Origin of the sequence: Micromonospora sp. NPDC049903 (assembly GCF_044460945.1) — a bacterium.
Classification (GTDB): domain Bacteria; phylum Actinomycetota; class Actinomycetes; order Mycobacteriales; family Micromonosporaceae; genus Micromonospora.
Genome location: NZ_JBITKL010000032.1, coordinates 14,912 through 28,911 on the forward strand (window position 1 = coordinate 14,912; position 14,000 = coordinate 28,911).

Consider the following 14,000-nt stretch of genomic DNA (forward strand, 5'->3'; position numbering starts at 1 on the left):
TGGATCACCGCCCCTCGTTGACGCGGGTGTTGATGGCGGCGATCTCCGCGACGAAGCGCCGTCGTTCGTCGTGACGCAGGTCGAGGATCTCGTCGCGGGACCAGTGGAAGTGGTAGGCGACGTACGCGACCTCCTCGTAGAGCCGGTCGGTCGCGTACGTCACGATTCCCCCGGGCGACCACCGGCCAGGTCCACCTCGAAGTCCGAGGTGCAGTGCGGGCAGGTGACCGCCGCGCGGGTGTGCCCCTCGGCGTTGATGCGGCGATAGAAGTCCTGCAGGAAGGTCAGGTCCGAGGCGAACAGGCGTTCCACGTGTTCGGCCCGTACGTCGGTGATCGTGCCCAGCCGGGTGACGACCATGCTGAGCAGCACGACCGACAGATAGGCGGGGTTGTCCTTGACCCGCAGGTCGACGAGCGGGCCGAGTTCGTCGCGGGCGGTCGCCAGCCGCATGGTGCCGTGCCGGTGCACGGTGCCGGCCTCGTCGACGTACCCGCGAGGGAGTTCGAAGGAGAACTCGGTCTGGAGCCTCGGCGGCTCGGGCGGCGGTGTGGCCCGGCCGGCCGGGGCGGCCCCGGGGTCGGAGTCCGAGCCGTCGAGCGGCTCCTCCGGGGCGGTGTACGAAACGGTCCGTCGTCTCATCGACTCCACGGCGTGCGGACCCGGCCCGGGCAGGGCCGGGAGTGGACGCCGCTACCTCCCTTCAGGCGGTACGTGGTGGTGCGCCTCAGGAACTGGTGATCTCCTCGAAGACGATCGTGATCTTTTCGGTGGCCGGGGAGGTGTCACCGGCCCGCAGGCTGGGGCCCTCCCACCGGCTCACCCAGGCGTTGGTCAGGTCCCACCGACGCTGCTCCGAGTTCTCCGCGTCCACCACGATCACGCTGATGTTCTGCCGGGCCGTGTTGATCGCGCCCTTCTCGTACGTGTCCTTGATCCATTCGGTGAAGGCGCTGCTCTTGTCCAGGCCACGGGTGATGGTCACCTCGCCGCCCTTCCGAGCCCCCGGGATCTTGCGGATGATGTACTCCCCGGTCGGGGTGACCTGGGTGACCTCGATCGCGTCGAGTTCCACGGTGAGGCCGCTGACCTCCTGGACCGATTCGACCCGTGCCTTGCCGAGTTCCACCTGGAATCGGTGGGTAACGAAGGTATCGCCCGTCTCCGCCATCGCTGGCTACCGTCCTTTCCTAGCCGTCACAGGTCTGTGGTGCGTACGCGTCGGGTCACTCGGAGACGAGGCTGGTGCTGTCGGAGTACTGCGACATCCGGAAGACGACGAACTCGGCGGGGCGTACCGGGGAGACGCCGACCTCGCAGACCACCCGGCCGAGGTTGACCGACTCCGGCGGGTTGGTCTCCCGGTCGCACTTGACATAGAACGCCTCGGCGGCCGTGCTGCCGAACAGCGCCCCGCTACGCCACTCCTCGGTGAGGAACGCGGCGATGTTGCGCCGGATCGTCCCCCAGAGCCGCTCGTCGTTGGGCTCGAAGACCGCCCACTGGGTGCCGAGCAGGATCGACTCCTCGATGTAGTTGAACAACCGGCGCACGTTGATGTACCGCCAGGCGGGGTCCGAGGAGAGGGTCCGGGCGCCCCACACCCGGATCCCGCGACCGGGGAAGGTGCGGATGCAGTTCACCCCGATCGGGTTGAGCAGATCCTGTTCGCCCTTCGTCACCGAGTTCTGCACCTCGATCACGCCCCGGAGCACGTCGTTCGCCGGTGCCTTGTGGACCCCGCGCTCCGCGTCCGTACGCGACCACAGGCCGGCCACGTGCCCGCTCGGCGGCAGGAACCGGTGCTGCCCGCTGGCCGGGTCGAACACCTTTATCCAGGGGTAGTAGAGCGCGGCGAACCGGGAGTCGTACCCGGCCTCCTCCTGCCGCCAGGTCAACACCTGCCGGGCGGTCAGCTCCGGCGGCGGGTCGAGCAGCGCCATCCGGTCGCCCATCTGCTCGCAGTGCGAGATGACCGCCAGTTGGACCGCCTTGACGTCCTCCAGGCTGATCCGGCCCTGCTGGTAGGCGCTCATCAGGTCGGGCACCGCGACCATGGTGATCTCGTCGACCGCCTCCAGCCCACCGAAGCCGGTCCGGGCGTCCGCGTCACCGACGTAGTCGTCGGCGGAGATCCGGGCGGGCAGCCCGGCGTCCTCGGTCGGCACCGGCGGTACGCTCACCGACTGCTTGGAGGGCCGCGCCAGCGAGCTGGCCGGTGCCGCCTCCTCGACCGCGATCAGCTTCGACCGTTCCCGCACCTGGTTGACGACGTACGCCTTGGTGTTGCGCTTCGCGGAGACGTCGAACGCCTCCCGTTCCGTGCCGCCCTGCCGGACGACCAGCCGGAACCGGTCCTCCGGCACGGACTCGCCCTCGACGTCGGCCACCTCCACGGTGAGCTCACCGCCGTCACCGGAGCCGGGCAGGGCGGTGACGGTGAAGGTGCCGAGCGCCACCGACGGCCCGGTGACCGTGCGGCCCGTCCTGGTCGTCCCGGTCGCCTCGGTCGCAGTCTCCGACGCACCGACCCGCACCACGTAACAGATGCCGCCGCCGTTGGCGAAGTAGCCGTACACCGCGTGCGCGAGGTAGGCGTCGTCGAGCGCCTCCCCGAACGTCTGGACGAACTGGCTCCAGTTGGTCACCAGGGTCGCGGTGTGCAACGGCCCCCTGGCGGCGAAGCCCACGAAGGCGGCGACGGCGGTGCCCACACCCTCGATCGGGCGTGAACCGCTCGGCACCTCCTCCACGTACACCCCGGGTGACAGGTACGACGGCATGACACGCTCCCTCGGGCACGACGGCGATCCGTGAGGAGAAGTCTGGTCACGCCCGGTGCCGGCAACCATGACTCGACGGGCGGGCGGCGGGGAAGCGGCCACTACCCGAAGGGGCAGTCCACCGACAGTGCCGTCAGATGGCGGATGTCTTTCCGGACGGGGGCCGGAGAGGCTCCGCGTACCCGGGGGACACCTCGGAGTCTCCGCCGCGTTCGCGGCCCGGATCCCGGGAGTGGTCGATGCCCATCCTCAGGCGAGACGTTCCCGCCGGGATCGTGCTGGAACCCGCCGCCCGACAGTTCGCCGAGGCGACCGCGCGCCCGCCGTACCTGCACGAACTGGGGCCGCAGCGGAGCCGGCGGGTCCTGGACGACCTCCAGTCCGGGAACCTGGCCAGGCCCGACGCCGACCTGGACGAGCGGGTGGTGCCCGGCGGGCCCGGCGGCGAGATCGTGGTCCGGGTGGTCCGGCCGGCCGGTGCCATCGGCCGGTTGCCGGTGATCCTCTATCTGCACGGGACCGGCTGGGTCCTCGGGAACTGCCACACCCACGACCGGCTGGTCCGGGAGTTGGCCGTCGGTACCGGCGCCGCGGTGGTCTTCCCGTACTACAGCCTCGCGCCCGAGGCGTGCTATCCGGTGGCGGTCGAGGAGTGCCACGCGGTGCTGCGCTGGCTCACCGGTGCGGGCGCGGCCGACCTGGACGGGGAGCGGATCGCGGTGGCCGGTGACTCGGTGGGCGGCACCCTGGCGACGGCGGTGACGCTGCTGGCGAAGCGGCGCGGTACGCCGAGACCGGTCGGTCAGGTGCTCTTCTATCCGGTCACCGACGCCGGCTTCGACACCGCGTCGTACCGGATGTTCGCCGAGGGCTTCCACCTGCGCCGGGACACGATGCGCTGGTTCTGGGACCAGTACGCGCCGGACGAGACGGTGCGGGCCGAGGTGGCGGCCTCACCGCTGCGGGCGGCCCCGGAAACCCTTGCCGGGCTGCCACCCGCGCTGGTCATCACCGCCGAGGCCGACGTGCTGCGGGACGAGGGTGAGGCGTACGCCCACCTGCTGCGGTCGGCCGGTGTGCAGGTCTCGGCGACCCGCTACCAGGGGATCGTCCACGACTTCGTGATGCTCGACGCGTTGCGCGGCACCGAGGCGGCCGAGGCCGCCATCAACCAGGCGGTCACCTTCCTCAAGCGGACCCTGCGGCTGGCCTGAGCGGTGTGCCGCCGATGCCCGCCCGCGTCGCCGACACTTCCCGATCCGCCCCATGCGCCTTACCCGTGCGTGTGCCCTCGCGGTCACCGTCGACTGCCCGCACGGCCGCGCAGACTTGCCGCACGGCAGGAAGATCCAGCGGGCCGGAAGGAGCACGATGCGGGCCGGAGAGTGGCGTCAGGACCAGGGCGAGCGCGGTACAGCAGGGTCGGTCCGTCGCGGTGGCACCGCGTCCGGTGCCCGGCCGGAACATCCGATCATGGCGCTTCAGCACGCCGCCGGGAACGCGGCCGTCGCCGCGGCACTCTCCGGTGAGCACGGCAGCGCACCCGCGCTGCCGGTGCAGCGGGCACCCGGCGGTGCCCAGTCGGCCTCGACCGAGCAGGCGGCACCGGACTACACCCCGCGACTGTCCCGGGGACCGCTGCTCAGCACCGCCGAGCGGGCGGAGATCGAGGCGGCCGGTCCCGGCAGCGCGATGCAGGCCGAGACCGGGTCGTTCGCGCAGGCGCAGGCGTACCTGGACGCCAGCAGGTACTACGACTGGCTGCAACTGCCCCCGGGAAGGCGGCTGTACGTCGCCACCCTGGCCTGGGAGAGGCGGGCGGACGCCGCAGGCATCCGCGACACCCCCGCGTACGTGCTGGCCCGGGGCATCATGATGCGCTCCGCACCCGAGGGCGACCCGCTGCGCGAGGAACTGGAGGCGGAACTGACCACCGACGTGCGCGACACGTTCGCCGCCACCCTCGCCGCCCAGGATCTCCAGGCCGGACAGGAGAGCACCGAGGGACTCAGCGCGCAGCAGATCGAGGAGTTCAACCGAAAGAACCAGCAGGCCAACACGCTGCTCCGGCGGCTCTTCGTGATCATCCAGCAGGGGCTGGAGGTGGCCGGGGCCGAGGGCAAGAACTCGGCGGACCGGCAGTGGCGCCGCCACACCGGAGCCGTGGCGCGGGCCCTCGCGCACGGCGGGCGGGTCAACGTCCGGGTGGAGATCCCCCGGGAGGAGACGGCGGAACCGATCGGTGGCGGTTCGCTGCCGGAGTGGTTGGGGATGCGGAACCTGCCGAAGCGGGCGTTCAGCACGCACGACATGACCGGCGGCAGCGAGGAGACGCTGCGCGAGGTCGGCGGTGTGAAGGCGACGGCCGGCAAACTGTTCAAGCACCCCCGGCGCGACGAGCGTGGTGCGGACATCGCGGCCGGTGGCATCGGCAGCCGGGACTTCAACGGTGACGTGGTGCTCCCCAACGGCCTGCACGGCCACATCCTGCTCGTCTACAAACCGCCCACCAGCAGCGACATCGGCTGGCTCCAGATCGGCCTGGAGACCACCGCCCCCGAATCGGTGAAGGACACCGTGCTGCACGCGATCGGCCTGTCCAAACCGGACCCGAACGCCCCGCAGAATCCGGTCGGATACCGCCACACCGCCAAGTCCACCGAGGCGACCGCCAACCCGGCGTCCAGTGTCGGCGGGCTCAAGCAGGACAAGATCGGGGTGGGCAAGCTGGACACCATGCGGGTCACGCTCGGCGGCGACTGGTTGCGCAAGCTCAAGGCGGAGGACGCCAGGCTGACCGAGCAGATCAACCGGGCAGACCGGGACGAACGCAGACTGCGGGAGATCTTCTCCGCGCTGGTCGGCACCGACGACGACTACGCACAGCTCGTCGCCGACGCGTAGCCCACCGCCGCGTCCGACCCGGATCGAGGCCGCCCCCCCACGGTGAGGGGCGGCCTCGGCGGTAGGGGCGCATGGACCGGTCAGTAGTCCTGGACCTCCCTGATCGCCGCGACCTTCTGGCTCGTCTGGTAGTCCGGGCCAACGCGGTTGAACTCGTGTCCCGAGTTGCGCTGCTCGATGACGAAGTAGTACTTGTCGCCGCTGATCGTGATCGGTACCCGGTTGCTGGGTCGCGGATGGAAGTGGGTGAGTTCGCCGACCTCCACGCCGCGCGGGCTGGCGACCGGGGTCCTGGTCGCCACGGTGTCGTCGTCGCGGAGCATCTTCAGCAGTTGGCGGCCGGTGACGAGCCGGGTGACCAGGGCGTCCTCCAGATAGGTCAGGGACGCCGCAGGCACTTGTCGCGTCGCGGGTCTGCTGGATCTCGACCACGCGTTGGTCGCACCCGCGGCCAGGTCCGTCTTGCCGGTGGCGACCAGCCAGGACAGGAGCACCTTTGCTTCGCCGTCGTCGAGTATGGACATCACCGCGTCCTGGGGGCTTGCCTTGAGCATGGTGTTGAACTGGTACTTGTCCTCCTTCGCCAGGGCGTCGCGATCCTTGCCGAAGATGCCGAACAGGGCTTCTTGAAGCATGACCTGGGTGAGCAGCGCTGCCACGTTGCCACTCACCTGCGGGAGGGCCGCGTCCGGGTAGTCCGCCGGGGGATAGCTCTGCCTCCAGTGCGCCTTCATGCCGGCGACCATGACGTGGGCTTCGACCCGGGCGAAGTCGTAGACCCGGCGATGTTCCTCCTTGAAGAACAACCCGGACATCGGCGACGGCGGCGGGGCCGGCCGCTTGCCGGCGGCCCGGGCCGACGCGCCGCCCCGGCCACCGCGGGCCGCCGGCACGCCTCGAGTGGGTCGGCTAGCACCCTGCGCCGACACGGCCGACCGGTTGTGCCGTTCCTGCGCCGCCTCGATCTCCCCCGCGCTGGCCTTACCCAGGTTCTCGTACGGGAGGGAGACGTTGGTCTGCTGGTTGGCGCTCTCGAACGGGTCGGTGTTCGTCCTGTCCTTGCGCACGCCGGTCGCATCGGCGTCGATGTTCAGGCTGAAGTCCTGCTCCTCGCCGCGCAGCGTCTTGTTGTACTCGTTGAGGATCTCCTCGAGCGAGCCCTTTCCCGTCAACGCCTTGCCGAGCTTCTTGCGTGCCGAGATGACCGCAGGCCGCGCATAGGCCCTGGTCGGCAAGGGGCCGTAGATCAGCTCGATGGTCGGCGAGTTCCTCGGCGGTGCGACACCCTCCACCTCCAGCTTGAGCAGGGGGAGCTGGCCGTTCTCCCCGACCGGGGTCACCTTGTCCGTCCTGGCCAGAGCCATGCCGTTGACGAGGACGACCAGGTCATCGTCGCTGCTGAGCTGCACCTTGGGGATCTCGACCTCGATGCCGGTGCGTTTGGCATCGGTCAGTTCCTGGGGCTGGGCGTACGGCGCTCGACGGTCGGGGTCGTGCGCGTTGATGTACTCGGTCAGCTTCTCGTCGGTCATGTCGTCGTCGGTGACGAACTGCTCCAGCCGGGACGGCGCTCCCGCCCGCTGCGGCAGCAGCGGGCCCCGATTCAGCTTGCCGCGTTCCAGTTCGAAACGCATGAGGAAGTCCTGGTCGTCGGCCAGGCCCGCGGCGTTCAGGCGTTGCTGGAAGGCGTCCATCGTCATCCGCTGCACGGGCGTGTCCCGGCCGGTCGTTCCGGTCACCGTGGCGTTGTCTGCCGTCCGCTGCACCCCCGGGGCCCGGGCCACGTCCGGCCTGGCCGGCTGGGCCGGACCCAGCCGTGGCTCCGGGGAGGACGACGCATCTGCTCGCTGCGCGGGCGGCTCCCTGAGTGCCCGGTGGGCGTTCGCCTCGGCCGCCCGCTCGAAGGCGTCACCCGGGTCGGAGACCCGCTGGCCGTGACCGTTGTCGGTGCCGGCGACCGGTCCGGAGCGCTGCTGGATGACGTGCGTGAGTTCGTGGGCCAGGGTGTGCCGGTCGCTCCCGCCCCGGCCGATCACCACATGCGATCCCGACGTGAAGGCGCGGGCGTCCACCTCCGCCGTCGAACGCTCGGCGAGCGCGCCGGTGTGCAGGCGTACGTCGGAGAAGTCCGCGCCCAGCCGCGCCTCCATGTCCTGCCGCACCGGCCCGGCCAGCGGGCTGCCGGCCGAACGCAGCACCTCGTTCACCGCCGACCGCTGGATCGGCTCCGACTCGTGGCCGTGGTCCGGGTCGGCGCACCGCATCCGCTGCACCGCCCGGGTGGCGGCGGCGTTACCGGCCCGGTGTTGCAGGTCCAGGATGGTGGCCGCCGCGCCGCTCGGCCCGACGCCGGCCGGACCGACGGGCACCGCACCCGTCTCCGCCCGGACCTGCTCGGCACCGGTGGTCTCCGGTTTGGCCTGCGTGACGGGGCGGGCCGAGACGTCGCGGCCGGCTGGATCGTGTGCTCGCATCGCTGCCCTCTCGTCAGTGGACCCGCGCGGGCTCCCCGCGTGGTTGGTGCACGCCGAACTCGCTCTCCAGCAGCAGCCGGCCGAGCTTGCGGTACTCCCGCTGCACCGCACCGACCAGGTCCGCCATCCGGACCGGCCGACCGGCCTGCGCCGCCAGGTAGGCGGCGGTCACCACGCAGGCCCGGATGCTGCCGCCGGCCAGCTCGAAGCTGCGGGCGCAGAAGTCCAGGTCCAGGTCGGGATCACGGGGCAGTTCGGTGCCGAGGCAGCGGTCCCAGAGCGCCCGCCGCTGCGCCACGTCCGGCATGGCGAAGTCGACGATCAGGTCGAGCCGCCGGGTGAACGCCTCGTCCAGGTTGGCGCGCAGGTTCGTGGTGAGCACCGCGACGCCGTCGAAGGACTCCATCCGTTGCAGCAGGTAGGCGCTCTCCAGGTTGGCGTACCGGTCGCGGGCGTCCTTGACCTCGGACCGTTTGCCGAAGATGGCGTCCGCCTCGTCGAACAGCAGCAGCCCGTTGACACCGGCCGCCTCGGTGAAGATCCGTTCCAGGTTCTTCTCCGTCTGACCGACGTACTTGTCCACCACCGTGGACAGGTCCACGACGTACAGGTCCAGACCGAGGTCGGCGGCGACCACCTCCGCCGACATGGTCTTGCCGGTGCCCGAGTCACCGGCGAACAGCGCCAGCACCCCGCGCCCCCGCCCGCCGCCGGGACGCATCCGCCACCGGCCGAGTACCCGGTCCCGGTACCGCACCCGCAGAGCCAGCTCCCGCAACTGGTCGTGCACCTGGTCGGGGAGCACCAGATCGGCCCAGCCGACGCCGGGTTCGATCCGCCGGGACAGCCGGGCCAGGCCACCGGCGTTCTGTCCGCGTACCCCCGCGCGCAGGTGGCCGGCGTCCACCCGGTCCGCGCCCGCGAAGAGCGCGAGTTGGTCGGCGGCCTGCGCGGCCCGCCGGATCTGGTCCGGGCCGAGCAGGTACGCCGCCAGCTCCCGCGCCGGGTCGACGCCGTCGGTCCAGCCCTCGGGCCGGTCGGCGGCCCGCGCCGCGCCCGCCGTGCGCCACAGCCGGGCCCGGCCCTGCTCGTCCAGCGGCGTGGCGGTGACCAGCAGCGGCGCCTGCCGGCTCCAGTGCGGATCCCACTCGACCGTCCCGGTGAGCAGCACCGGCACCGGCTGGTCGGTGACCCGACGCAGCAGCCGGGCATGTGCCGGCACGCCGATCGGGTCGAGTGCCTGGACCGGGCCGGCGACCAGGCCGGCACCGCGCAGCCGGGCCTCCCGCACCACCACGGCCAGCACGTCGGCCGGGGCCGGCTCGGCGGCCAACGCGTCCAGGTCGAGCCGGAGCACCGCCCAACCGGCCGAGAGCAGCGCCGCGACCCCCAGGTCGTCGGCGACGGCGCCGGGCTGTTCCCGCAGGTAGGCCCGGCGCACTCCGGCGCGTACCGCCCCGCCGAGGCGGTACGCGGTGTCCGACGGCGGGGCCGTGTCGTCCCCGACGGGCCAGGCCAGCTCGGCGAGCCGGGCGTCGACGGTGTCGTCACCGAGCAGGTACCCCGCCACCCGGTCGGGCACCCGCAACGGCCGGGACAGGTACGGCTGGTCCGGCTGCTCGACCAGCAGCAGCCCGCCGCCGACCAGGGGCGCGGAGGCGGCGAACCGGGACCGACCGGCGACCGCCGAGGCGGGCAACCCGCACAGCTCCAGGGCCAGCCCGATGGTGGCGCGACGCCTGCTGACGTCGTCGTGGAGATAGCCGTAGAGCTTCTCGTACCGGGCCTCGACGTCGGGCAGCAACGCGACCAGCAGGAAGTCCACGTCCAGCGCGCCGAGTCCGAACCGGCGGGCCAACCGGAGCAGTCGCGGCTCGTGTCCGTCGGGATGTAAGGAGGGGTCCCCTGCTAACGCCTCGTGTATAGCAGGGGACCCCTCCTTACTCGGCACCCCGACGGTTGCGGCAGCTCGGGTAGGAGCGGCGGCCAGGCGTTCGGCGTGGTCGGCTGACACGTACAGCCCACGGAAGGCGTCGTCCGGGTCGGGGTCGTCCCGACGGCGCTCGGTCACCGCCCCGCGTACGCGCGCGGCGAGCAGGCCGAGCCGCTCCGACAGGTACGCCGTGTCGTCTGCCTCGCTCACCGCAGACCGCCCGACCCGGGGAACCGACCGTCGCCGTCCCGGCGGGGGTTCGCCATCGTGTGCGTACGTCGACTCACCCGCGCCCCGGCGACGTCGCCGACCTGGACGGTCCTCTCCCGCACCGGCGGGGCGGCCGGCGACCGGCGGGTCGACACCGGGGCGGTGACCACCAGGTCCAGCGATGGTTTGAGCTCGCCCCCGAGCGCGGTCCAGACGTCGGCCAGGGCACGTCCCTCGCCGGGCGGCGCGGCGACCGACAGTGGTACGGCCAGGCCGAGCGCGGCCAGCGATCCGGTCAGCCGCTCGGTCGGCACCTCGTCGTACCGGATCAGACCGGCCAACAGGGTGGCGAGCAGGCGGTGCTCGTCGGTGGGTCGGTTGGTCCACGCGGTGACCAGATAGGAGAGCGCGAAGAAGTGCGGGGAGTCGTGCCAGGCCACCGTCTGGCCGGTGTCGTCCCGCTCGGCGACCCGGCCCTGGAAGTACCGCGACCGGTCCTCCCGGATGTCGTAGAGGAACAGGTTCACCGTCGGTGCGTTGCGGCGGGTCGCCCAGTCCCGGGTGGGCGCGTCGAACGACACCTCCACCCCGGTACCCGTCAGCGCCTCGGTGGCGACCAGCCCGCGCAGGGCCTCGTCGATCTCGTGTATCACGCGCCCGCTCCCATCGTCGTCACCAACTGCGGCGCAGCAGTCCGGGCGGTTGCTGGGCCGGCAGCACCACCAGGAACGGGGTGTTCACCGGGCGGAACCCGACGCCGGTGGCCACCGCCCGGCGTTCGCCCAGCCGGTCCTTCGGCAGCACCAGCACCTGGCCGGTGAAGGTGCCGTCGGCGGCCGGACGTACCGGTGCGGCGGTCGCGGTGATGCCGACGTCCCAGGCCAGGCGCACCGGTTGGCGGGGTGGGAAGTCGAAGCCCCGGATCGTGGCGACGAAGCCGGGCGGTCCGATCCCCGGCACCGCCTCGATACGCGGCTGGAGCACCCGCAGCCGCGCGGTGGCGGTGTCGTTGTCTGGGTCGGCGTTGCCGCCGGTGGTGGAGACGGTGCCCCGGACGGTCGTGTCGAGGGCCGCGCCGGGGGCGAGCGTGCCGCCCACCGTGGCAGCGGCGCCGGGGGCGAGGTCCGGCACCGGGCAGCCGTCGTCGCGGCAGTCGGGCAGGAGCCCGCCGGCCGGTACCCCGTCGGGCAGGCCGGCGCGGACCCGCAGGCCGGTCGCGGTGGTCCCGCCCGCGTTGCGCACCGTGTACTGGACGGTGACGACGCCGCCGACGTAGCCCGGCTGCGGGTCGACCGAGACGGTGATCGTCGGGTCGGCCGGGCTGTCCGGCGGTGCGGGTACGACCCGGACGGTGGTCACCGTGGCGTTGTCCGACGGGTCCGCGTCGGTCGGGGTGGTCTCGACCGACCAGCCCACCTCGAAGCTGCCGGCAGCGTCCCCCACCAGGTCGACCCGGACCTCGACGGTACGTCCCACCTCGACGCGGCCCAATGCGCAGCGCAGGGTGGCGAGCACGCATTCACCGGCCGACGTGTCGAGGCCGGTCACCGACAGCCCGGCCGGTACGCGCAGGGTGCCCTGGACGTCGTCGGCGGCGGTCGGCCCCTGGTCGGTGACGGCGAACCGCAGCGAGGTCCGCCCGCCGACCGTGGTGGTGGGCGCGGGTGCCGACACGCTGGTGGCGACGTCCACGCGGCGCTGCCAACTCGGCTCCTTCTGCCGTCCGGGCAGGTGCCCGGTGAGCGGGCCGACGGTGCCGGCGGCGAGGTCGTAGCTCCACAGTGCCTCGGGCGAGTTGTTGCCCTCGGCGCGGCGGGCCGAGAAGGCGAGCCGCTGGCCGTCCGGCGACCAGGCCACGTCGCGGGGCTGGTGCGGGGCGTCCTCGCGGTCGGGCACCGGCAGGGCGCACGATCCGCCACCGGCGGGCAGCAGCAGGCGGCAGTCGCCGTCGTCGAGGTCGAGAAGGACCACGCCGTCGGCCTCCCGGTTGAAGGCCAGCCGGGTGCCGTCCGGCGAGAAGGCGGCGCTGTCGTCGACGACCGGGCAGCCGACGCCGCAGATCGTCTCGGTCAGGTCGGTCTGGTCCAGGCCGTTGCCGGCGTCGGCGGTCCAGATGTGGGTCGACACCTCACCCCGGTAGGTGCCCCGGGTGAAGGCGAGCCGGGTGCCGTCAGGCGACCAGGCCGGCTGGGTGTCGTCGAGTCCGGCCAGCGGGGCCGGGACCGGCAGGTCCAGCAGGAGGTCCCCGTCGACGGCGTCGACCACCTCGATCCGGGACGGGGTACGTCCCCCCGGACCCTCGCCCGGTGAGTTGCGGACCAGGGCCAGCCGGGTGCCGTCCGGCGACCACGCCGGGTCTGTCTCCCGGTCGCCGCTGCCCCGCCCGGCGATCGGCAGCAGGCGGGGTCGACCGCCGTCGGCGTCCACGATCCACAGCCGTTCGGTCCGTACGCCGTCGACCGTCTCGAACCGGGTGACCGCGATCTGCCGTCCGTCCGGCGAGTACGCCTGCCGCTCGAACCACGGATCACCGTCCACCGGCTCCCAGAGCAGCATGGAGTCGTCGAGCGCCCCCGGGTCCTCCCGGAGCACCGATACGCCCAGGTCCCGCGGGTCCACTCCGTCGGGCCGGATGTCCTGGAGGGTGGCGGTCGTCCGGTCGAGGGCGCTGGTCCGGCCGACCAGCAGCGACTCGGTGTCGCTGCCGGGCGCGGAATACCAGGTGGGATAGCTGACGTCGCGGTTCTCGTTGAGTCGTTGCACCACCACGCACTGGCACACGTCCTCCTGCACCAGCACCGAGTAGAGCCGGTCCACATCTCCGGTCGTGCCGCCGTCGGGCAGCGTCCGGCTGACGAACGCCACCGTCGCCCCGTCGGCCGTCCACGCCGGTTGGCGGGCCTGCCAGCCGCCGGGCAGCATCTGGGTCCGTGCGGTGCCGTCCGGGGCGATCAACCACACCTCGGGGGCCGGTTCGGCCGGCCCGACCGTGTAGGCGAGGCGTCCGTGCGCCGGGTTCGGGTCCCAGGCCGGCTCGGCGGCCCCGGTCGGCTCGGTGGTGACCTGGGCGACCGGGCCGCCGTCGGCGGAGATCCGATAGACCTGGGGGAGCGTGGCGTCGCCACGCAGGCCGGCGAAGGCCAGCGTCGTGCCCTCCGGCGACCAGGTCGGCCACCTGTTGTCGCCGGTGCCGTCGGTCACCCGTCGGCTGTCGCCGGTCGCGACATCGACCACGAACACGTCGTGCGCGCCGTCGGCCCGACCGTCGGCCGAGCTGTACGCGATCCGGGTGCCGTCGGGGGAGAGCACCGGCCGGGACTCGTCGGTCGAGTTCCGGGTGACCCGCAGCACCGGGCCCGTGCCCCGCCGCAGGTAGACCTCGGTGGTCCGCGCGTCGCGTCGGCCCACCCAGGTCACCGCCGACCCCCGGGCCGACACCTCGTCGTCGAAGTGGCCCGGGCCGGTGCCGAAGAACGGCGCCGCCGTCGCCGCCGAGCCGTCGCCCGTGACGACACCGAGGCTGCGGTGTCCGGTGCCGGCGTACGCGATCCGCTGGCTCAGATCGTCGTTCGGCGCCGGTGCGGGTGGCGCGGTCGGGGCCGGTGCGGGCGCGGCGACGGCGACCCCTGTGGTGGGTGGCGGCGCGGCGACGAGCAGCACGGCCAGGACGACAGGGAATCCGATCATGCGTCGCAC

General features: G+C 72.5%; 10 protein-coding genes. 2 read left to right on the forward strand and 8 right to left on the reverse strand.

Features of this window, described 5'->3' with window-relative positions:
• Positions 1–4: 4 nt before the first annotated feature.
• The 4 genes from ACIBO1_RS29045 to ACIBO1_RS29060 all read right to left on the reverse strand — a co-directional run bounded on the left by ACIBO1_RS29045 (position 5) and on the right by ACIBO1_RS29060 (position 2,783).
• Entirely contained in the window at positions 5–163 is a 159-nt protein-coding gene (locus ACIBO1_RS29045; RefSeq protein WP_350695530.1) for a DUF6760 family protein, read from the reverse strand.
• Complete coding sequence (locus ACIBO1_RS29050; RefSeq protein WP_350695528.1) at positions 160–642, reverse strand: hypothetical protein; 483 nt, start codon at positions 640–642, stop codon at positions 160–162. Before ACIBO1_RS29050 ends, ACIBO1_RS29045 begins: the two co-directional genes overlap by 4 nt.
• A gap of 85 nt (positions 643–727) precedes the next feature.
• Positions 728–1,171, reverse strand: a complete 444-nt coding sequence (locus ACIBO1_RS29055) for a phage tail protein (RefSeq protein WP_350695527.1) — start codon at positions 1,169–1,171, stop codon at positions 728–730.
• 55 nt (positions 1,172–1,226) lie between these two features.
• Positions 1,227–2,783 (reverse strand): phage tail sheath family protein, encoded by a 1,557-nt coding sequence (locus ACIBO1_RS29060; protein WP_396751974.1) that lies wholly within the window; start codon positions 2,781–2,783, stop codon positions 1,227–1,229.
• Between the two features lie 239 nt (positions 2,784–3,022).
• Between ACIBO1_RS29060 and ACIBO1_RS29065 the strand changes: the two genes are divergently transcribed.
• Together ACIBO1_RS29065 and ACIBO1_RS29070 are read left to right on the forward strand one after the other, a co-directional pair.
• Positions 3,023–3,997, forward strand: a complete 975-nt coding sequence (locus ACIBO1_RS29065; protein ID WP_396751976.1) for an alpha/beta hydrolase — start codon at positions 3,023–3,025, stop codon at positions 3,995–3,997.
• A gap of 259 nt (positions 3,998–4,256) precedes the next feature.
• Positions 4,257–5,687, forward strand: a complete 1,431-nt coding sequence (locus ACIBO1_RS29070; protein WP_396751978.1) for a hypothetical protein — start codon at positions 4,257–4,259, stop codon at positions 5,685–5,687.
• Positions 5,688–5,767: 80 nt separating this feature from the next.
• On the opposite strand, the gene ACIBO1_RS29075 is transcribed toward ACIBO1_RS29070, so the two are convergent.
• From ACIBO1_RS29075 to ACIBO1_RS29090, 4 genes are read right to left on the reverse strand one after another with little or no spacing between them, the layout of a single operon-like run.
• Positions 5,768–8,161 (reverse strand): DUF4157 domain-containing protein, encoded by a 2,394-nt coding sequence (locus ACIBO1_RS29075; RefSeq protein WP_396751980.1) that lies wholly within the window; start codon positions 8,159–8,161, stop codon positions 5,768–5,770.
• A gap of 13 nt (positions 8,162–8,174) precedes the next feature.
• Positions 8,175–10,304, reverse strand: coding sequence for an ATP-binding protein (locus tag ACIBO1_RS29080; protein WP_396751982.1), 2,130 nt, complete (start codon positions 10,302–10,304; stop codon positions 8,175–8,177).
• A complete protein-coding gene (locus tag ACIBO1_RS29085) occupies positions 10,301–10,957 on the reverse strand; it encodes a DUF4255 domain-containing protein (protein ID WP_396751984.1) in 657 nt (218 codons plus the stop codon). The genes ACIBO1_RS29080 and ACIBO1_RS29085 overlap by 4 nt, the downstream gene beginning before the upstream one ends.
• Before the next feature lie 19 nt (positions 10,958–10,976).
• Positions 10,977–13,991, reverse strand: a complete 3,015-nt coding sequence (locus ACIBO1_RS29090; protein WP_396751986.1) for a hypothetical protein — start codon at positions 13,989–13,991, stop codon at positions 10,977–10,979.
• Positions 13,992–14,000 lie beyond the last annotated feature (9 nt).

Excerpts from the sequence above, each read along its gene's own strand:
- ACIBO1_RS29075 (WP_396751980.1), bottom strand. The coding sequence starts at position 8,161 with ATGCGAGCACACGATCCAGCCGGCCGCGACGTCTCGGCCCGCCCCGTC.
- ACIBO1_RS29065 (WP_396751976.1), top strand. The coding sequence starts at position 3,023 with ATGCCCATCCTCAGGCGAGACGTTCCCGCCGGGATCGTGCTGGAACCC.
- ACIBO1_RS29070 (WP_396751978.1), top strand. The coding sequence starts at position 4,257 with ATGGCGCTTCAGCACGCCGCCGGGAACGCGGCCGTCGCCGCGGCACTC.
- ACIBO1_RS29055 (WP_350695527.1), bottom strand. The coding sequence starts at position 1,171 with ATGGCGGAGACGGGCGATACCTTCGTTACCCACCGATTCCAGGTGGAA.
- ACIBO1_RS29090 (WP_396751986.1), bottom strand. The coding sequence starts at position 13,991 with ATGATCGGATTCCCTGTCGTCCTGGCCGTGCTGCTCGTCGCCGCGCCG.
- ACIBO1_RS29050 (WP_350695528.1), bottom strand. The coding sequence starts at position 642 with ATGAGACGACGGACCGTTTCGTACACCGCCCCGGAGGAGCCGCTCGAC.
- ACIBO1_RS29060 (WP_396751974.1), bottom strand. The coding sequence starts at position 2,783 with ATGCCGTCGTACCTGTCACCCGGGGTGTACGTGGAGGAGGTGCCGAGC.